Below are 18,898 nucleotides of genomic sequence, written 5' to 3'. Positions count from 1 at the left end.
TTAGGAGACATATATGTTATAAACCTATGTCATATAGTATTAATGATATGGACTTAGAATATTAGTATAGGACGATGTCCTAAAAGGAGGAAATACAATGTTTGGTAAAGGTATGGGCAATATGACTGGCATGATGAAAAAAGTTCAAAAAATGCAAGCAGATATGAAGAAAATGCAAGAAGAGTTAAAAACTCGTACTGTAGAAGCTTCCGTAGGTGGCGGTGCTGTAACCGTTGTGATGAACGGTGAAAAAATCATCGAATCTTTGAAATTGAACCCTACAGCTGTTGATCCTGAAGATGTAGAAATGTTAGAAGATCTAGTAATGGCTGCGGTAAACGAAGCTAGTAAAAAAGTAGACGACCTCTTGGCTCAAGAAATGGGCAAAGTGACTGGTGGTCTAAACTTGCCAACAGGTTTATTCTAAATGACAAACGCTTTAGAACGGCTCGTAGAACAGCTGCGCCGCTTGCCTGGCATCGGTTCTAAGTCGGCTAGACGCTTGGCGTACCATTTGGTAGAAATGCCGAAGGAAGAGGTGGACCGCCTCGTGGAAACTATCGTAGAAGCGAAGGGGGCTACGCGTCACTGTTCTATTTGCTTTAACTTATCAGCTCAAGATCCTTGCGAATTCTGTAGCAATCCAAATCGCGATCATACGACGATTATGGTTGTTGAAACATCTCGTGATGTCATTGCTATCGAGCGCAGTGGTGATTATAAGGGCTTGTATCATGTATTGGAAGGTGCCTTGTCCCCTATGGAGGGCATCGGTGCCGATGATATTCGCGTAAAAGAATTGATTGCACGCCTTCGCGATGGCGTTGTACAAGAGGTTATCCTCGCGACAGATCCAGATGTCGAAGGGGAAGCAACAGCTCTGTATTTGGCGCGCTTATTAAGTCCAAGTGGCATCAAGGTAACGCGCATTGCCCGCGGTGTTCCTGTGGGGGGCGATATCGAATATGCCGATGAATTAACGCTAGGCGGTGCCGTAGTGAACCGTCAAGAAATGAAAGGATAGTAGTATGGGAGCTTTATTAGCATCACCGATTATATCGGCGGTTATTTCCATTGCTGTAGCCTACATTGCTTTCAAAGTAGCATTTTTCACCATTAAACGGGTGGCTATGAATGTTGTGATTGGTGGCTTAACCTACTGGGTATGTGTTCATGTACTTGAGATTCCAATGGATATTGGAGTTGGTATTTGGGCATTAACAGCAATTTTAGGTCCTATTCCTATGGTTTTAGCTGCTATATATTACGGCATTAAATAACAGGAGGTTTTTATGCTTATCAATCGTGAACAACAACGCGTTATTGATGAAGTGGAACAGAATATCCTCTTGTTAGCGTCCGCTGGGACGGGAAAAACGAATACACTTGCTTATCGGGTGGCTCATCTCATCGAGGGTGGCTATGCGAAAGCGGAGAATATCTTGTGCATGACCTTTACGAACAAGGCCGCAAACGAGATGAAAGGCCGCATTCAATCGCTCGTGGGCAGTCCTGCAAAGGCTGTGGAGGTTAGTACATTCCACAGCTTTTGCTTTTTCATTCTCCAACAAGAGGGAAAGCGCAATGAAACCTTGTACACGGACGTGACCATTTTTGACGAAGAAGACTGCAAGGAACTCTCTGAACCGTACCGTCCTGGTAAATTGCGAGAAATGTCCTTTGCTAATGTTATCGCTATGGTGAAAGAATATCGCTCTTTATATGAATTTTATTCTGATGACCTCGTAGGTGATTATAAACGCACTATCGAACGCTTGCAGAAGGAACAGCGCGAAGCCATTGAGCAGCAATTCTCCAGCTTTGGCAATGTCCTCTATAGTGAACTCAATGATTTCTTGAACCATGGTCACGAATGGATTGCTGCGTATGATGAAAGCTTAGCTTCCCTGCACGGTCTAGATTTTACAGACCTCATCTGCGGTGTTCATCGCCTATTCCAAGACCCTGTAGTTCGTGAACGCTGGCGCAGTCGTTACAGCTATATCTCTGTAGATGAAATGCAAGATACTGGCGTACTGGAGTACAAGGTATTAGAAATGTTGTGGGAAGGTAATCACGTGCTACTATGTGGAGACTATTTCCAAACCATATACGAATGGCGTGGCTCCGATCCGTTCCGCTTGCTTAAGCAATTTGATGCGGATTTCAAGCCCTTGAAAATCATCTTTTATGAAAACTATCGTTCTAATTGGACGCTCTTTACGATGGCTTTCAAGGCCTTGCAAAATATGTTCCCTGACCTGGTTGGGTCTATCTACACTGAATTGCCTCGTGCTAATAGTGAAAGCAAGGGTAAGCCTGTTCTCATTAAAGGTTGTAAAAATAGCTACCTTGAGGGCCGATATATCTACGAAGCTATCTGTGCATTACCGAAGGATGCTAATATCGGCGTTCTCGTGAGGGACAATAAAAAAGCACAGCAGCTAAGTGATTCTTTTGAACGTCTTAACGGCGAACGATCTGAAGAGGAACGCCGTCACTTCATGATTATCGACGAGTTTAAATTCTTTAGACGTCAAGAAATCAAAGACGTTATGGCTTACTTCAAATTGCTCATGAATCCTAATGATTCTGTCAGTGCGAAGCGCATTATCAAGCGATATGTTGCTGGTATTGGTGACGCTCGTATCGCTGCGATTGAAAGCCCTGAGACGCGTCAAGTAGGTTTAAAATTGACGGATTTCATGGATATGCCTATCTTTGAAGCGGAGCCTTATGCAAAGCTCGTAAGTGGGCTTGAACAGCACGAAGTAGTTGTTTATGACGTGGAGAGCACCGGCACAGATACGGCTCAAGACCGTATCATTCAAATTGCGGCTATCCGCATCGATGAAGATGGACAGGTCTTAGAGACTTTTGAACGCTTTATCAATCCTGGTGTACCTGTTGGTCAATCCGAAGAGGTACACGGCTTCTCCGATGCGTATTTACAAGAACACGGTGAAGAGCCAGCTATAGTGTTACAAGCCTTTAAGGAATTTTCCAAGAATGCTATTATTGTAGGTCATAATGTAAACTATGATGTGACCATCTTTACGAATGAATTGGCGCGTCATAATCTAGGTAATCCCGAGTTCAAGGCTATTTATGATACACTCGATATCTACCGTCGTTTCTATCCTAATTTACCAAATCATAAATTGGGTTTCCTAGCATCTAAGTTCCCTATACACCATGAGCCAACACATAATGCAATGGACGATATATTAGCCACTGCACAGCTTTTAATCTATGCGGTGAAAGAAAATATCGTGCCTACTACAACGGGACGTATGGTAGCTATTAACAAATATAAGGCAGCTTTCACTAATATCGCATCTCAAATGGCGACCTTGCGTAGAAAAGCCTATACGGAGATGCCAACGAAATTATTGGCGTACATTATGAATCAAATGGGAGTTCTAGAATACTACAAATCTCATGGAGAAGCGGCTAAAGTAGAGCATATACGCGATTTATATCGTATCATGGAAAAATTAGATGCGGCTTATGAAGGGCCAGCAGGATTAGCGCGGTTAAATCAAATCTTGCAGCTCGCAGCTCTCACGGCGGGCGAGCCCGCACAACAGGTGCGAAACGAAGACCGCATTCCTATCATTACCATTCACCAAGCAAAGGGCAGTGAGTTCGATTACGTATTTTTAGCAGGACTCAACGAAGGTACGTTCCCAAGTCCTTTTGCCCTTGCAGAAGGTCGTGATGATGAAGAAAAGCGCTTGTTCTATGTGGCCATCACTCGACCTAAACAAGAATTGACCATTACCTTTGAACAGACAAATATAAGAGGTCGAGCTGTTCAACCAAGCTCGCTACTCAACTATATGCCACGAGATCCTGAACTCGTAGAAAGGAGATACTGATGGCGCGAAAAACACATCGTCCTGATGATATTCTGTGGACCGTGACCGCTGTAGATATAGACGCTGTGCTTAGTCAGAAATATGCAAAACAAAATCTGTCTAATAACGGTCGAGACGTATTTAGTAGCAGTCGAGGTATATCGAGTAGCAATCAAGACATGTCAAGTGGTGATCTAGAACATACTGGCGAAGCATGTGATATTTCACTCGGTGAAGTGTTAGATACTAAATATCCTCGAAAGTCCTTAGTTAAACTCTTTGAAGAGAAATTAATCCACATTAATGGGCATAAGGCTACACCAAAGGATGCAATCTCCGTAGACGATGAGATCTGGATTGCTATGGCTAAAGAGAAGATTGACCACGATCCAATTGAAATGGACTTATCCGTTTTATACGAAGACGAGGATCTTTTTATTGTGGATAAGCCAAGTGGTGTGACGGTGAACTCTAAAGATCGACTATCTCTTGCCAATGGTGTGGCGCACTATTTTAAAGAACATGGTATCAAGCGAAAGGTACGTTTCTTGAACCGTTTAGATCGAGATACGACGGGCTGTATTGTCATTGCAAAAAGCGGTCTAGCTCAAAGTCTTTATCAACAACAAATGGATGATAACACCTTTGAAAAGTGGTATATGGCTACTGTAGAAGGCATTGTAGAAGCTGATGAGGATACTTTAGTATTCCCTATGGAACGCAGTGCTGATGGTATTCATTACGAAGTAAATGCAAAGGGCAAAGAGACTCGCACAGATTTTTCCGTCCTATGTAGACATTCTTCCCAGCCTGTGGATAACTCTGTGAATAAGTCTGAAAATTCTGTGGATATAGGACTAAAAAATGTGGATATAGAATTAGTAGATGTGGATAAAAATAATCTAAATGTGGACAAAACTGTGTATAAGTCCAATAAATGTGGATATACTGAGGTTTTAGTTCGTTTGTACACAGGGAAAACACATCAAATTCGAGTAGCTTTCAGCCATATAGGGCACCCTCTTGTAGGAGATACCTTATACGGTGCACAACCTACGGGACAGCCATTCCAATTGCGCGCTCAAAAGGTAGTATTTACACACATTCGCACAGGAGAGCATATTACGGTTATGGCATAATCTGATCTGGTTAACTCGTTACGTAATACAAAATACTAGTTTGTTAGTCATAAGTTTGTACTATACATTGTGAAGTCACAATACATCAAAATTCCTAATTGAGAAATGAGAATTATTGATAATTCAGTAAAATCAATAAGTTTAAAAATATTTTTCAAGAAAAATAATGACAAATGATAATCGATAAGCTATAATATAAATAGGAGCAAATCGATATAGTTCAATTTAAAAACTATAAATCAGAATGTAAGAGGTGTAGTATGATTTTACAAGATAATGGTGCAGCACGTAATCGGGGGATTACGCTTGCCAGTATAAAAGGCATTATAGGTAATGTCGTTCTCGTTATTTTTAAAATGATTGTGGGCCTTGCGTCTAATTCCATCGCCATCATCCTTGATGCGGTAAATAACTTAACAGATGTATTGTCCTCTGTATTAACTATTGTGGGTACGAAATTAGCCGCCAAAGGGGCTGATAAGGAGCATCCATTTGGCCACGGTCGTATAGAATATATGACTACCATGGCCATAGCTTTCATCATTCTCGGTGCAGGTATTGGATCCCTTAAGGAATCTGTGGATAAAATTATCCACCCTGAGGTATCTACATTTGATATTCCAGGTCTTGTTATCATCGCTGTTGCCATCGTGGTGAAAGTAGTGATGGGCCGTTACATCAAGGCACAAGGTGAAAAATATAAATCCGATGCGCTCGTAGCATCTGGTATAGATGCCCTTTTTGATGCGGTGATTACCTTTGCTACATTGGTATCTGCAGGCTTAGTATTTCTCTTTAACTTTGATATTCAAGGTTATGTGGGCGCTGTTATTTCTGTTTTGATTTTAAAAGCGGCGTATGATATTTTACGTGAAATGTACAACCATTTGCTTGGTATTCGAGCAGATGATAATTTAATCCGTAATATTAAAGAAACTATCGCACAGCATCCGAATGTGGGTGGTGTATATGATTTGGTATTAAATAGCTATGGCCCGGGAGAAACAATTGGTTCCGTTCATATTTCTGTACCAGATACGATGACAATGGCAGAAGTTCATCCCCTAACAAAGGGCATTGCGGTTCATCTTTATAAAAAGTTTGGCATCAATATGACCGTTGGTGTATATGCTGAAAACAAACCAAGTGTAGAAGTACTTGAAATTAGAAAAGCTCTTGATCAAGTTATTAGTTTATATACACATGTAGTACAAGTACATGCCTTCTACGTACAAGAAGAAAAGAAGGTTATCTACTACGATATTATCTTTGACTTTGATGAAGAAGATCCACATAGTACATTAGAAAAAATCAAGGCAGAAATGCAAAAACGTTACCCTGATTATACACAATTCGCTATTGTGGATACGGATTTTAGTAACTAATTTAGTAATATTGATTTTGATATTTCTGCGAATAGAAACATCTAAGTATATCTCTTTGCTATATAGGACAATTTCATAACCAATATTATAAAATTAAAGGCTTTTACCAGTAATTGACAGAATATAATCAGTCAAGAATTGGCAGAAGTCTTTTCTTTTATTAGTCGACAGATTTAGTTATACTATAGGTAAGAGAGAGGTGGTCCTATGTTGCAATGGATACAAAAGCATTATATTGTTGGTTTTTTGCTTTTACTTATCCTTATTTTGTGTGCCTTACACCTTAGTGGTACGAGAAATGAGGCTCGAATTTTACCAAAACAAGGGGTAATTATAGAAAAGGATATTGCGGTTGATATTAATCGTAATCCTACTGCGGCATTAAAGATTCTGAGTGCATCTAATTATTCTGAATCGTATACTATCGATGTATTACCCATTTTAAAACAATATAACTGTTATATTGTTGATTATCTTATTATTAATGAGGAACTATATCTACTCGGATGCTCTAATGATACTATTCCTGATATGAAGTTGTATCCACTTTTGATTTTTAAAATCAATGATACATCTTTAGTTTCTAATATTATTGGATATGATTTAGATAAATTTTCTGCTTCCTTAGATTATATAGATGGAAAAATTATAGCCTCTAATCGAGATGGAGAATATATTATAGATGCTAATTTATCTGCTTCTAAAATAGTTGATACAGATCCACGTTTGGTTCAACAAAAGAAAGTAAGTAAACATGGTATTAAAAATGATAAAGTAATATTAGACTCTCTTATTCCTAGAGAATTATATATAAATGGTAAGGTAGGAGATACTTATTTGCTCACGGTTACTCCTCTTATATATGCGAAACCAAATATGAATTTACCTTTTGATTTTTTTAAAGCTGAACATTATTATGGTATTCCTATATATGAAAATATGATGTTGTTCTGGAATGTTAAGACTGATGAGATGGAACGCTATGAAAATCTAAAATCGATTACCTCTTTTAATATTAAATATATGGATATGAACTACGATACTAAACGTTTTGAACGATGGAACCAAATCATTAATAGTGTCAGTCCTAAAAATTAAGTATGACTTGATATTAAACTGTTTAATGAATATAATAGAATGTGTTGTATAAAATATAATTTGTTTTGATGTATCCTAACTAAGGAGAGATGGAATGAAAAAAATTGCTCTTACCGCATTAGCTGTAATGGCGGTTGTTGGTATGTTCGCGGTTCAGCCTGCAGATGCAAAAAAGGTAGAACAAGATCCAGTAGTGGCACCTATTGATATGCCTATGAATGATGAAATTCAACAGGTTAATGGTGTGTCTAAATCAACAAATAAAGAAACACGACGTTTGTCTAATAATTTAGCAGAAGCTACAAAAGTGATGATTAAAAAGAATTGGAAGACCATTTATATTAAAGCTGTTCCTACGGGAGATAAGGATGCTGTACGCTTTTATTACAAAGATAATAGAGGTCAAGTATACAATGGCCAAGTCATTAGAAATACAGGTCTATCCAAGGGTAAATATATGGCCGGTTCTTTACATCAAACAGAGGCCTTGCAAGAATTAGTTAATCACTTGCAACAGAATGGTCAAGAAGTACCATCCTCTATTGATATCATAATCACTCAAGAAGGCTATCGCATCAAGACTATCTTTAATTACAATGAAGATACAAGTAATTTACCAGCATATCTAGAACAATATGAACAACAGAATTTTCCTACTATGAAGTAAAAGAAAAGCTCGTGCTATGCACGAGCCTTTTTGTTAGATTACGTAATCATCGGAATCGTCTTTTTTAGGTTTTTTGTAAATTTCTTTTACACCAGCCATTTCGATGAGTTCTTCCCCAAGAGCATCTTCATCGTCCGTGTTAAGCATGGAGTAGAAGGCCCAAAGAATGATAAACCAAATTGGTGTGAACAAGAGGGCAATTCGCGTATCTTCGTTTAAGGCTAGAATGGCTAAAACGAAAACGAAGAAAGCGAGGATGACGTAGTTCATTACAGGGTATAGAGGCATTTTGAATTTAGACTGTGCCGCTATCTCAGGATTTTTCTTGCGATATTTGAGATGGCAAATAACCATCATGGCCCAAATAAAGATAAAGCAGAACGTGGAGATTGATGTAATCATAACGAATACTGCTTCAGGCATTACGTAGTTGAGTACAACCGTAATCAATAATACGGCTGCCGAGAAAATCGTTGCTTGGTATGGCACACTGCTGTGAGTCAAGCGGCGCATCGAACTCGGGGCGTGACCGCGTTTTGCCAAGGCATAAATCATACGACCGGTACTGAAGATACCGGAGTTTGTAGCGGATGCTGCAGAAGAAAGAACCACAAAGTTTACGATACCTGCAGCGGCTGTAATACCAACGGCGGTAAATACTGCTACAAATGGGCTTGTAGCAGGGTTAACGGCAGTCCAAGGGTAAATACTCATGATAATGGCTAAAGAGCCCACATAGAATAAAATAATACGCAATGGAATATTATTTATGGCCATTGGAATAACCTTTTCAGGATTTTCTGTTTCGCCAGCTGTCAACCCTACGAGTTCGATACCTGTGAAAGCAAATACAACCATTTGGAATGATAGAATAAAGCCCATCGTTCCATTCGGGAACCATCCTCCATAGTTCCACATATTACTAAAGGCGGCGACGCCAGCATCTGTGGTGAAACCAGTAACAATCATGATGATACCGATAATGATAAGAGAGATGATAGCGATTACCTTAATCAAGGCAAACCAGAATTCCATTTCACCAAAATATTTTACAGCTGTCAAGTTCATTAACAGCAAGGCGACTAGAACAAGTAAGGCTGGTATCCATTGAGGAAGCCACGGTATCCAGTATTGCATGTAGAGGCCTACGGCTGTCAAATCTGCCATGGCTAGTGAAAGCCAGCAGAACCAGTATGTCCATCCCGTGATAAAGGCTGCTCGATCTCCTAAGTAATCTTCTACAAAGTCGATAAAAGAGTGGTGATTTAGGTTAGATAACAATAATTCGCCTAGTGCTCTCATAATAAAGAAGCACATAACACCTGTTATTAGGTAGGCGAATATGATGGATGGACCAGCCAAGTGAATGGCGCGACCGGAGCCTAAGAATAGGCCTGTACCAATAGCACCGCCGATGGCGAGCAGCTGTACATGCCGGTTCTTAAGACCCCGTTTTAACTGATGCGTATCAGACATAATAAAGACCTCTTTTCTACAAACTATCTATAAATATAAAGGCTATGGATTACCACAGCTTTAACAATCTATAGAATCTTTAGAACTATTTTTTTATAATACAGTATCTATTCTAAAAAGTCAAATGTATTTTTACAGTAGACAAAAGACCTGGTGATTTTCTGATGAGAGTATACCCTTATATTGATAAACGCATAGAATATCCTTTTTTGGAAGTTAATTGACGAATAATATAAAATAATTTATAATAAGTATACTTACAATAAAAAGGAGGATATAAAATGGAATTTAGTTTTAGTTTGAAAATAAAAGCAACAAAAGAAGCTGTGTGGGCGTACTATGCGAATATCGAAAAATGGTATGACTGGGAAGAGGATCTAAAAAATATTACATTAAACGGTAAATTTGAGACCGGTTCATGTGGTACAATGGAGCTTGAAGGCATGCCGCCTATGGAATATCAGCTTACTCTTGTAAAACCTTTTGAAGAGTTTTGGGATAAGACTGAAACTCCATTTGGTGCTATTCTTTTCGGACATCAAATAATTGATAATCATGACGGAAGTGTAAATGTAAAGCATACTGTAAGCTTAGAAAGTGAAGATAATCAACATTTGGAATTTTTAAGTCAAGTTTTTTCGGATGTTCCTCAATCTATATTTATTCTAAAAAATTGTTTAGAAAGATAAGGTGATTGCTGTTTGTTTACATCAAAATATAAAGACAATTCAGAAAAATCAACAGGATTATTGTTCATGAGGGTGTACAATAAATGGCATTTTACTATAAAACAAGCGTTAAAAGAGTTGAACTTAACACATCCTCAATTTGTTGTTTTAGCGTCTCTTGCTTATCTATCACAACATGATAACGAAGTTACACAAGTTATGATTTCAAAACTTTCAGGGATAGATGTTATGACGGTATCTCAAATATTGAGCTTATTGGAAAAACGTGGTTTTGTAGAGCGAAAAGAGCACTCTAGAGATACACGTGCGAAAGCTGTTCTTTTAAATGAAAAGGGTAGTGCAATATTACAAAAGGCAGTCCCATTAGTTGAAGAGATTGATGAAATCTTTTTCGGAAAGCTGAATAGTGATGAGGCTCAATTTAAACATCTTCTTGGCAGATTACATGAAGCGTAATGTGTATCAATTTTCCGATTCTTGTGGAGGCTATTATGAGACGTCAAGATCGTATGGTTACAAATATAGATGAAATTAAAGATATTTTAAACAGCACGCGTATCATTCACCTAGGCATGATAGATGGTGATTACCCTTACGTGGTACCTTTGCATTTCGGCTATGAATTTATAGATGATGTACTTCATATTTTTGTGCATGGATATCATGAGGGGAAGAAGTTTAGTTTGATTCAAGCGAATCCTCATGTATTTATCGAAATTGATGGTGATGATGAGGCTCTCGTTTCAGGTGGAGATATTCCTTGTAAATATAGTTCAGTCTATTCCAGTGTAATGGGCCGAGGAGAGGCTGCTTATTTAGAGAATATTGATGAAAAAGCTCATGGTTTACAGGTGTTGATGAATCATCAGACTGGTCGAGAATTTACCTTTAGTGATGCCATGGTAAACTCTGTGGGCGTAGTTCGAATTAAAGTTGTAGGCTATACCGCAAAGAGACGAAGACAGCTTGAACAAGATATTATTATGCCTCCATTAAATAAATAATGACAAAACATCCTATTGAACTCTATTGTAATATAGCGTTTAGTAGGATGTTTTATTATGTATAACTAGTTAGAATTAAAGCAGCTAATGGCTCATAACTATACTTTCACAATAGGAAAGATAAAAGTTTTATGAAGTAGCTAGGGCAACAGAATAGGTGGCATGTTTTTGATATAAATAAGAAAATATATCATTATATGTGTAAAGTATATATCAAGTTTTTATAAAAGGAGAGATCATGAAGAAGCTTATATATAAGTCCGTTTTAGCTGCTATGGCTGTAGGATTATTGTGTGCAGGATATGTTTCAGCTGATGTTGTTAATGATTCAATATCTACCGATAATGTTGGGGTTTCCGCTGCCGTTACATTTGATATGCCTAGAGTTCATCCTGATTCAGCAATTAAAGCATTACCAAGAAAGACTTTATTAGAGTGGCCTATGAAAACGCAAGAAGGGGCTCGTAATTGGAAAGGAATAGTAGAAGCTGCACAGCAACTGCCGTATGAGGTCAAGGCGCCTAGCTATATACCTTATGGTTATCAGCTCTATACAGCGCGTCAAGATCAAAATGATGTATTAGAGGTTGTATATTATAAAAAAGGTGTGACTATCTATCGGGATGGGAAAAAATATATAGATAGTATTATGGCATATAGAATGGGATATTCCTTAGATATCGTAAGAGATACACCATATGTTCCATCTGAGTACGGCGATATTGAATGGTCTAAATCAGGTGATTCTGGTGATGTTTATTTTACAGGTAATCCTGAAACACATATGGTTCGCAGCATTTCGTGGACGAAGGATGGGATGGCTTATTCTCTATTCTTCTTAGAACGGGTGAAAGAGGCTGATGCGGAATTCTATAAGGAGCATGTGGTACCGTTGAAAAGTATTGATAGCTCTCGTTATGAACTAGTTGGTAATTATCCGATAACACCGATTAAACTTAAAACTATTGAAGAAATAAAAGAGGAACATGTAGTGCCTATGAAAGCATAGACTGGTGTGATTTATTAATGGTACGTAATACTCTTGAAAGTCAGTGATCTGAGTTAAAAAATGTAATAGATAAATGATTACTTCGGTAATATATACTTATAAATATCTAAATTTAGAGAGAGCAGAAATTATGAGATTGAAAATAACAAAATCATTATTAGCCATGGGAATATTAGCTACCGTGATAGGCAGCTTTGGAGTACAATCAGTTAGTGCGTTATCTCCTTTAGTGGATGAAAATGGACATACAGTTACCACTGATACAGTGGAAAAGAATAAAGAACTAATGAATCGCTATCGGTGGTATGATCAACTTGATAATGGTGATATCCTAGAGCGTAATATTGAGGCAACTACTAATTATTTTGGATATGATTTACAGATTCCATCTTATATGCCTGAAGACTATGCAGTACGCGATGTAAAGTCAAGGAATCATGACGTATTAGAAATTGTATATACGGAAACGGGCCATGATGGAGAATATGGTCCGAAATTAACTTTCTCTAATACAGATATTGTATATCGTATGGGTTGGGCTATCGATACCGTGGTAAAGCCTATATTGGAAAAGACAAAATACAATGCTGATGATACTGTTAGCTTTACTACCCCTAATGGAATTCCTGTACATACTTTAGGCTCTAGCAACGATTCTGTTCAAATTGCTTATTGGGAAAAAGATAACAAAGTTCATATGCTCTACTTTGCTTCCTCAAGAAACCAAAACTATGTAAGCAAAATTGTAGATTCAGTAGGGCCGTTAAGTAACGTGGCTTCTGATGACACTAGATTACGTGGTGACGGAAATGATAAGCAAAATGGTAAACGAAATAATGCGCAAAGTGTTAAACAAAATGGTGAACAAGATAGACCTCATTTTGAATCTATTGGGTTGCCATTGCGTACACATACGAATTCTGAGTGGCCTATACTTACGAGTAAATCCATCGGCTTACCAAGCGGTGTAATTGATGCATCTCGTAAGATGTTCTATGACGTATCTGTACCAAGTTACTTGCCTCTTGGCTATACATACTATGCTACACATTTTTATGATAATGATGTATTAGAAACTGTATATTGGAAGCAAGGTAAAGAGTACAAAGAACATAGCGGCCGTTGGGTAAATCATGTTATGGCCTTCCGCATGAGTTACTCTAAGGATACTGTATGGCCTAAAGAATATGTTCCAACGGAATACCATGACGTACAGTGGATTGACTCTACCCCAACAGGTGATGTGCAGTATACAGGTGATGTAAATAATGGCTTAGTTCGCAGTATTACTTGGTACAAGGATAACATGGCATATTTCTTGTTCTTCCAAGTGCCTGTGAAAGCATCTGAAGCAGAGTTTTATAAAGATCATGTAGTACCATTAACTGATATTGAGCCAAGTCGTACAGACTTAATCGGTGTAAAAACAATTCGTTAATACTAAATCCTAATAAGACTCTATAGCGCGATTCGGTGTTGCCATACGACGTTAGCGTTTAGTAAAAGAGTACATAATAAAAAGAACCTATCTCCTAGATATTAGGGTAATATCTTTGGAGATAGGTTCTTTTAGTGGATGTAATTTACATATACTTTGTTCTTAGGTATTAGTGATTATAGCTATCAAATATAAAGTAGCTTTCACTAATAGCATAATTATGGGCATACGTTAATTAGAAGAATACGTTAATTAGAAGAATACGTAGCGGATGATAACAAGTGCGGCCAATACGTACATGATCCAGTTAACTTCTTTTGCACGGCCCGCAATGATTTTGAGTAGAGGGTATGCAATAAGACCTGCAGAGATACCGTTAGCGATGCTGTATGTGAACGGCATCAATACGATAACGAGGAATGCAGGGAAGCCTTCTGTCCAATCATCGAAGTCAATATTGCGAATGGCACCTAACATGAGGGCACCTACGATGATAAGAACAGGAGATGTGGCTGCATTTGGAACCAAGGATACCAATGGAGCCAAGAATAAGCAAATTAAGAAAAGTACGCCTGTTGTGACAGCTGTTAAACCTGTACGGCCACCAGCCCCTACACCTGCCGCACTTTCAACGAAAGCCGTAATTGTAGAAGTACCGAGCAATGCACCAGCACTAACACCGATAGCATCTACGGTCATGGCTTTACCAAGACCCGGGAATTTACCAGATTTAGGATCTGCAATTTTCGCCTCTGTAGCAGTACCAATCAAAGTACCCATCGAGTCGAACAATTCTACGAAGGTGAAGGAGAAGATAATCGTAATTAAGCCCATGTGAAGCGCACCAGGAATATCTAATTGCAGGAATGCTGCTTTGGAGAAATCAGGAATAGCCAATACAGTGAAGTTCTCAGGCATTGTGGAAAGGCCTGTCGCATAGGAGATGATTGTTGTTACTAAAACGCCAATCAAGAGGGAACCTTGAATTTTGCGAGCCATCAATAAAGCTGTAAAGATGAGGCTGAATAGTGCTAACAATGTTTCACCACTGTGCAAATTACCAAGCGTTAAGAGTGCCTCAGATGCTGGAGGGACCAAATTACCATGTGTCTGTACAACCTGACCTAAGGAGTTTGGAGACAAACTAATGGAGATGGCCATCAAGCCGGATAACTTCAAACCGATGATAGAAATGAAGAGACCGATACCAACGGTAATGGCAATTTTCATGGAGGTAGGGATGCCTTCAACAATCATTTGTCGCACCGACGTAAGTGTTAATACGAGGAATACGAGACCTGAAATGAATACCGCACCTAATGCTGTTTGCCAAGATACGCCCATACCGAGAACTACAGTAAAGGAGTAAAATGCCAAGAGGCCAACCCCTGGAGCGAGAGCAATTGGGTAGTTTACGAATAAACCCATAGCAATCGTCACAAGACCTCCACCTAAGGCTGTGGCAATGAGGACCGCATCCTTATCCATACCTGCAAGACTAAGAATGTTTGGCGCCAAGAATAGGATGTACGCCATCGTGATAAACGTAGTGATACCTGCTAAAATTTCTGTTTTAACGGTTGTACCACGTTCACTGAGTTGAAATAATTTATCTAACATTAGATAAAATCCTCCCTATATGAAATTAAAATCATACCTAAATAAAGATATTTCGATATATGTATAGTGTATCATATTTCCCACCATTTTTTGTATGAATTTGTGATATACTATTAATATATTATGAATGATATAGAGGTTAACTTATGAAAATATCTACAAAAGGGCGTTATGCCTTACGGATATTGGCGGATATTGCAGAACATGGGGTAGAAAAAAATGTACCAATTCGTGAGATTGCAGAACGCCAAGGATTTTCCGATAAATATTTAGAGGGGATTGTATCTCGATTATCCTCCGCGGGCCTCGTTAAAAGTGGACGTGGCAAATACGGTGGATATCGTTTGGTGAAAGATCCATCTGAATATAATGTATATGAAATTTTATATGCCGCAGAGGACTCCATTGCTCTCGTGTCTTGTTTAGAAGATGATGTAGAACCGTGTCCTATGTTTAATGACTGCTTGACAGCTCCATTGTGGCAGTATTTACAAGATGAGTTCCGACATGTTATGGAACATGTTTCCTTGCAAGATGTAATGGATCATAAATTTCCTACGGAATAATTGATAGTCCGAAAACTTTAGTTTGAATGATCTTTGAGGATTACTACATTGTATACCTATATTTTAGGTATTTTTTATGGAAAGAGTCGCGTTTCGTATGCGGCTCTTCTTTATATATGAAATTAAAATGTAATAACATTTTATGAATAGTAACATAGATTGAAATCTAAGTAGGACTGTAATTTAAATGGAACTGTAATTAAAAGTGATTTATGTGTATATTAGTTTATCTAAACGATTTTATGTGGAAGGGAGGGTACTATGAGTACAAGTGTATATGATGCTCGCGGTGGCATGCGAAACGTATGGATTATTACGGCTAGTATGACTGTGCTAGCCATATGTTACACAATGATAATTCCTTTTCTCCCTATATATCTATTAGAACTCGGTGTTCCTAAGGATGATGTAGCACTTTGGTCAGGCCTCGTCTTTGGTATTACCTTTCTTATCGCTGGTATTATGGCGCCGATTTGGGGCAAAATTGCAGATAATAAAGGGAAAAAGCGGATGGCTTTGCGCGCTGGTTTTGCCATTGCTGTCAGTTATGTTCTCATCGGCATGGTAACGGATCAGTATCAATTGCTGATGGGGCGTGCCTTAGTTGGGTTCGCTAATGGTTTCTATCCTGCAGCGATGACCATGGTTTCCCTCAGTGTAGATGAGAAACAGGTGGGCCGTGCCCTCGGCATATTCCAAACAGGTCTGATTTTAGGCAATGTCATCGGCCCATTTTTAGGTGGTGCCGTTGAAAGTGTCGTAGGTATGCGCCCTGTATTTTATATATCTGGTATAGCCGTATTCATTGCTACCTTGGCAGTATTGTTTCTTGTAAAAGAACCAAAACTAGAAGTTGAAAATACAACTTCTAAGGAGCAGTCCAAACAGCCGGTAAAAGCTACATCCTTGCGAGAAGATTTTAAGTTGGTTCAAGAACAACCTGTATTAGTAAGACTTTTATGGATTTACTTCTTTATGCAATGTGTCATCATGATGCTACAGCCTATTTTGGCGCTTTATGTAGGTGATATGCAAGGCACTATGGAAGGGGCAGCCATCATTTCAGGTACAATCCTCAGTATCGGTGGTTTAGCCGGTTCCTTAACGACCAATATATGGGTGCGCCTCGGTGAGCGTCGTGGGTACTTTAGAACCATTTCCTACTGTATGCTTGGTAGTGGTGTTGTTCTCTTACTTCAAAGCTTACCAGTAGGTATCTGGTGGTTTGGTGTACTACAAGTGTTAATTGGCTCTTGTATTGTAGGGATCAACCCATCTTTGAGTGCAGCTGTAACACTTAATACAGAACCAGGCTTTAGAGGTCGCATGTTTGGTATGACGACGACGGCTCAACAATTTGGTTCCATGGTAGGTCCAGTGTTTGCAAGTATTGTATCTACCTATATTGGGATATCCTATGTATTTAGTATTACAGGTTTGTTATTACTCTATATGGGATTCCAATCACGGAAACTATCCGTACAACATGATAAATATAGTGTGTGAATTAGAGTCTAACAAGCTCCTTACTAATATATTGGTAAGGAGCTTTTACTTTTTTAGGCTATTTTTATAATACGAAACTTTCAAGTACAGATTGTTATTGGTAAGAGGTCTTAATCTAGAGTATAAGAAAAAGTAATGTTAATCGTTAATCTAAGAATACTGTTTTAGTGCATAATAGCAGGCTTTCATACGTTTTTAGTGAATAGCAATCCAATATGGGCTGATTGATTGCTTTTACAAAAATATTGGTATATAGTTAGTTTAAGGTAAGTCACTAGTCTCACCGCGTGGGACAGAAAGGAGTTATTATGGTCCGTATCGGACATACTGTACTCGGAGAAAAGGGTACAAAAATATGCGTGCCTATTGTGGGCACAACAATGAAAGAGATTCTAGATGCCACCGCGGTAGCATGTAATACACCGTGTCATGTAGTGGAGCTACGCATTGACTATTTCGAGCGGGCCCACTCCATTGATGCTATTATTGAATTATTAATGCTCATCAAGCCACAACTGAAAGGTCGTGGGTTGCTCTTTACATGGCGCACAAAAGGTGAAGGTGGAGAAAGAACGATTTCTACACAAGATTATTTTACAATGCTGGAGCGCTTGATTCCTACAGGATTGGTGGATGCTATCGATATTGAGCTGTTTTTTGATCAAGATAGAATGCTTAAAACGATAGAGTTTGCTAAGGTTCATGGAATCACTATTATCATGAGCAACCATGATTTCCATTGTACGCCGAGCCGTGAAGTCATTGTAAATCGACTTATTCAAATGAAAGAGTTCTTGGCCGATGTGCCAAAGATTGCCGTTATGCCTCACACAACTGGTGATGTATTGACGCTACTTGAAGCAACTGCTGAAGTGAAAGCTTTGTATCCTTCGGATCCAATTATTACGATGGCAATGGGAGAACTAGGTGCTGTTACACGCACTGCAGGTGCTCTATTTGGAAATGCCATGACCTTTGCCTCTGCTGGTAAAGCATCGGCACCAGGGCAAATCGATGTACATGCTTTAAAACGAATTCTAGATACCATAGATGTAGATGGTGTATTTGACGAACAACAACATAAACGCGTAAAAGTGCATTAAAAAAGTCGGCAAGAGCCGACTTTTTTATATGTTTTGTATTTCTTGTAGTATATTCATTTTTGAAGGGCGGATATAAAAAATATATATGTTATTATTAATGACTTTATATAGAATAAGATATTTTTTGTATGATAATTTTCTGTAATTGGTATTACTATTTACAATAGGATAACGTTCAGGAAAGATAGCTAATGAAGAAATTTTTTGATAAATCAACTTTAATTCTTTTCTGATAAATGAAGAATCTATAATCTGTTGTTCTAGTGAACTTTTGAGATTTACTATATCAGACTTAGCTGTAGGCGTCATAATTACTGTATACTTCATTTCAGCTCTCC

The 18,898-nt window shown here is 38.5% G+C and carries 19 protein-coding genes; 16 read left to right on the top strand and 3 right to left on the bottom strand.

Features of this window, described 5'->3' with window-relative positions; genetic code table 11:
- Nucleotides 1–97: 97 nt before the first annotated feature.
- The 8 genes from VPAR_RS08365 to VPAR_RS08330 all read left to right on the top strand — a co-directional run bounded on the left by VPAR_RS08365 (nucleotide 98) and on the right by VPAR_RS08330 (nucleotide 8,149).
- Complete coding sequence (locus tag VPAR_RS08365; protein WP_008714816.1) at nucleotides 98–427, top strand: YbaB/EbfC family nucleoid-associated protein; 330 nt, start codon at nucleotides 98–100, stop codon at nucleotides 425–427.
- Nucleotides 428–1,024: a recombination mediator RecR gene (gene recR, locus VPAR_RS08360; RefSeq protein ID WP_012864864.1), complete on the top strand. Its 597-nt coding sequence runs from the start codon at nucleotides 428–430 to the stop codon at nucleotides 1,022–1,024.
- Between the two features lie 4 nt (nucleotides 1,025–1,028).
- Nucleotides 1,029–1,280, top strand: a complete 252-nt coding sequence (locus VPAR_RS08355; RefSeq protein ID WP_008714821.1) for a hypothetical protein — start codon at nucleotides 1,029–1,031, stop codon at nucleotides 1,278–1,280.
- A 12-nt stretch (nucleotides 1,281–1,292) separates the two neighbouring features.
- A complete protein-coding gene (locus VPAR_RS08350) occupies nucleotides 1,293–3,881 on the top strand; it encodes a 3'-5' exonuclease (protein WP_012864863.1) in 2,589 nt (862 codons plus the stop codon).
- Nucleotides 3,881–4,999: an RluA family pseudouridine synthase gene (locus tag VPAR_RS08345; RefSeq protein ID WP_012864862.1), complete on the top strand. Its 1,119-nt coding sequence runs from the start codon at nucleotides 3,881–3,883 to the stop codon at nucleotides 4,997–4,999. The genes VPAR_RS08350 and VPAR_RS08345 overlap by 1 nt, the downstream gene beginning before the upstream one ends.
- A 260-nt stretch (nucleotides 5,000–5,259) precedes the next feature.
- Nucleotides 5,260–6,384 (top strand): cation diffusion facilitator family transporter, encoded by a 1,125-nt coding sequence (locus tag VPAR_RS08340; RefSeq protein ID WP_012864861.1) that lies wholly within the window; start codon nucleotides 5,260–5,262, stop codon nucleotides 6,382–6,384.
- A gap of 207 nt (nucleotides 6,385–6,591) precedes the next feature.
- Entirely contained in the window at nucleotides 6,592–7,482 is an 891-nt protein-coding gene (locus VPAR_RS08335; RefSeq protein WP_012864860.1) for a hypothetical protein, read from the top strand.
- A gap of 94 nt (nucleotides 7,483–7,576) precedes the next feature.
- Nucleotides 7,577–8,149 carry an immunity protein YezG family protein gene (locus tag VPAR_RS08330; RefSeq protein WP_012864859.1) on the top strand — a complete coding sequence of 191 codons (573 nt, stop codon included), beginning with the start codon at nucleotides 7,577–7,579 and terminating at the stop codon, nucleotides 8,147–8,149.
- Between the two features lie 33 nt (nucleotides 8,150–8,182).
- On the opposite strand, the gene VPAR_RS08325 is transcribed toward VPAR_RS08330, so the two are convergent.
- A complete protein-coding gene (locus VPAR_RS08325) occupies nucleotides 8,183–9,625 on the bottom strand; it encodes an amino acid permease (protein ID WP_012864858.1) in 1,443 nt (480 codons plus the stop codon).
- A gap of 281 nt (nucleotides 9,626–9,906) precedes the next feature.
- Here VPAR_RS08325 and VPAR_RS08320 point away from each other — a divergent pair, with 281 nt between their 5' ends.
- The 5 genes from VPAR_RS08320 (at nucleotide 9,907) to VPAR_RS08300 (ending at nucleotide 13,765) form a co-directional block, all read left to right on the top strand.
- Nucleotides 9,907–10,314 (top strand): SRPBCC family protein, encoded by a 408-nt coding sequence (locus VPAR_RS08320; protein ID WP_012864857.1) that lies wholly within the window; start codon nucleotides 9,907–9,909, stop codon nucleotides 10,312–10,314.
- A 12-nt stretch (nucleotides 10,315–10,326) separates the two neighbouring features.
- Nucleotides 10,327–10,770 carry a MarR family winged helix-turn-helix transcriptional regulator gene (locus VPAR_RS08315; protein ID WP_012864856.1) on the top strand — a complete coding sequence of 148 codons (444 nt, stop codon included), beginning with the start codon at nucleotides 10,327–10,329 and terminating at the stop codon, nucleotides 10,768–10,770.
- Between the two features lie 35 nt (nucleotides 10,771–10,805).
- Entirely contained in the window at nucleotides 10,806–11,318 is a 513-nt protein-coding gene (locus tag VPAR_RS08310; RefSeq protein WP_012864855.1) for a pyridoxamine 5'-phosphate oxidase family protein, read from the top strand.
- Nucleotides 11,319–11,556: 238 nt separating this feature from the next.
- The gene (locus VPAR_RS08305; protein ID WP_012864854.1) at nucleotides 11,557–12,327 is read left to right on the top strand and encodes a hypothetical protein; all 771 of its coding nucleotides are present in this window, start codon (nucleotides 11,557–11,559) and stop codon (nucleotides 12,325–12,327) included.
- Between the two features lie 130 nt (nucleotides 12,328–12,457).
- Nucleotides 12,458–13,765, top strand: a complete 1,308-nt coding sequence (locus VPAR_RS08300; RefSeq protein WP_012864853.1) for a hypothetical protein — start codon at nucleotides 12,458–12,460, stop codon at nucleotides 13,763–13,765.
- Nucleotides 13,766–14,017: 252 nt separating this feature from the next.
- Here VPAR_RS08300 and VPAR_RS08295 read toward each other — a convergent pair whose 3' ends face one another.
- On the bottom strand, nucleotides 14,018–15,385 hold the full coding sequence (locus tag VPAR_RS08295; RefSeq protein WP_012864852.1) for an NCS2 family permease: 1,368 nt from the start codon (nucleotides 15,383–15,385) through the stop codon (nucleotides 14,018–14,020).
- A gap of 146 nt (nucleotides 15,386–15,531) precedes the next feature.
- On the opposite strand from VPAR_RS08295, the gene VPAR_RS08290 reads away from it, so the two are divergent.
- The 3 genes from VPAR_RS08290 to aroD all read left to right on the top strand — a co-directional run bounded on the left by VPAR_RS08290 (nucleotide 15,532) and on the right by aroD (nucleotide 18,560).
- A complete protein-coding gene (locus tag VPAR_RS08290) occupies nucleotides 15,532–15,951 on the top strand; it encodes an RrF2 family transcriptional regulator (protein WP_008602288.1) in 420 nt (139 codons plus the stop codon).
- A 261-nt stretch (nucleotides 15,952–16,212) separates the two neighbouring features.
- A complete protein-coding gene (locus tag VPAR_RS08285) occupies nucleotides 16,213–17,457 on the top strand; it encodes an MFS transporter (RefSeq protein WP_012864851.1) in 1,245 nt (414 codons plus the stop codon).
- Nucleotides 17,458–17,765: 308 nt separating this feature from the next.
- Nucleotides 17,766–18,560, top strand: a complete 795-nt coding sequence (aroD, locus tag VPAR_RS08280; protein ID WP_008602292.1) for a type I 3-dehydroquinate dehydratase — start codon at nucleotides 17,766–17,768, stop codon at nucleotides 18,558–18,560.
- A 24-nt stretch (nucleotides 18,561–18,584) separates the two neighbouring features.
- Here the strand turns inward: aroD and VPAR_RS08275 are convergent, their stop codons facing one another.
- Nucleotides 18,585–18,887 carry a type II toxin-antitoxin system RelE/ParE family toxin gene (locus tag VPAR_RS08275; RefSeq protein WP_008602295.1) on the bottom strand — a complete coding sequence of 101 codons (303 nt, stop codon included), beginning with the start codon at nucleotides 18,885–18,887 and terminating at the stop codon, nucleotides 18,585–18,587.
- Between the last annotated feature and the right edge of the window lie 11 nt (nucleotides 18,888–18,898).

The organism is Veillonella parvula DSM 2008, assembly GCF_000024945.1.
Taxonomy (GTDB): domain Bacteria; phylum Bacillota; class Negativicutes; order Veillonellales; family Veillonellaceae; genus Veillonella; species Veillonella parvula.
The sequence above is the reverse complement of the archived record's forward strand: the minus strand, read 5'-3'. Positions and strand labels throughout refer to the sequence as shown.

What these genes read in the sequence shown, in the direction of transcription:
- VPAR_RS08335 (WP_012864860.1), top strand. Translation starts at nt 6,592, where the DNA reads ATGTTGCAATGGATACAAAAGCATTATATTGTTGGTTTTTTGCTTTTA.
- VPAR_RS08345 (WP_012864862.1), top strand. Translation starts at nt 3,881, where the DNA reads ATGGCGCGAAAAACACATCGTCCTGATGATATTCTGTGGACCGTGACC.
- VPAR_RS08330 (WP_012864859.1), top strand. Translation starts at nt 7,577, where the DNA reads ATGAAAAAAATTGCTCTTACCGCATTAGCTGTAATGGCGGTTGTTGGT.
- VPAR_RS08285 (WP_012864851.1), top strand. Translation starts at nt 16,213, where the DNA reads ATGAGTACAAGTGTATATGATGCTCGCGGTGGCATGCGAAACGTATGG.
- VPAR_RS08350 (WP_012864863.1), top strand. Translation starts at nt 1,293, where the DNA reads ATGCTTATCAATCGTGAACAACAACGCGTTATTGATGAAGTGGAACAG.
- VPAR_RS08290 (WP_008602288.1), top strand. Translation starts at nt 15,532, where the DNA reads ATGAAAATATCTACAAAAGGGCGTTATGCCTTACGGATATTGGCGGAT.
- VPAR_RS08310 (WP_012864855.1), top strand. Translation starts at nt 10,806, where the DNA reads ATGAGACGTCAAGATCGTATGGTTACAAATATAGATGAAATTAAAGAT.
- VPAR_RS08355 (WP_008714821.1), top strand. Translation starts at nt 1,029, where the DNA reads ATGGGAGCTTTATTAGCATCACCGATTATATCGGCGGTTATTTCCATT.
- VPAR_RS08275 (WP_008602295.1), bottom strand. Translation starts at nt 18,887, where the DNA reads ATGAAGTATACAGTAATTATGACGCCTACAGCTAAGTCTGATATAGTA.
- aroD (WP_008602292.1), top strand. Translation starts at nt 17,766, where the DNA reads ATGGTCCGTATCGGACATACTGTACTCGGAGAAAAGGGTACAAAAATA.
- VPAR_RS08300 (WP_012864853.1), top strand. Translation starts at nt 12,458, where the DNA reads ATGAGATTGAAAATAACAAAATCATTATTAGCCATGGGAATATTAGCT.
- VPAR_RS08325 (WP_012864858.1), bottom strand. Translation starts at nt 9,625, where the DNA reads ATGTCTGATACGCATCAGTTAAAACGGGGTCTTAAGAACCGGCATGTA.
- VPAR_RS08295 (WP_012864852.1), bottom strand. Translation starts at nt 15,385, where the DNA reads ATGTTAGATAAATTATTTCAACTCAGTGAACGTGGTACAACCGTTAAA.
- VPAR_RS08340 (WP_012864861.1), top strand. Translation starts at nt 5,260, where the DNA reads ATGATTTTACAAGATAATGGTGCAGCACGTAATCGGGGGATTACGCTT.
- VPAR_RS08320 (WP_012864857.1), top strand. Translation starts at nt 9,907, where the DNA reads ATGGAATTTAGTTTTAGTTTGAAAATAAAAGCAACAAAAGAAGCTGTG.
- VPAR_RS08365 (WP_008714816.1), top strand. Translation starts at nt 98, where the DNA reads ATGTTTGGTAAAGGTATGGGCAATATGACTGGCATGATGAAAAAAGTT.
- recR (WP_012864864.1), top strand. Translation starts at nt 428, where the DNA reads ATGACAAACGCTTTAGAACGGCTCGTAGAACAGCTGCGCCGCTTGCCT.
- VPAR_RS08305 (WP_012864854.1), top strand. Translation starts at nt 11,557, where the DNA reads ATGAAGAAGCTTATATATAAGTCCGTTTTAGCTGCTATGGCTGTAGGA.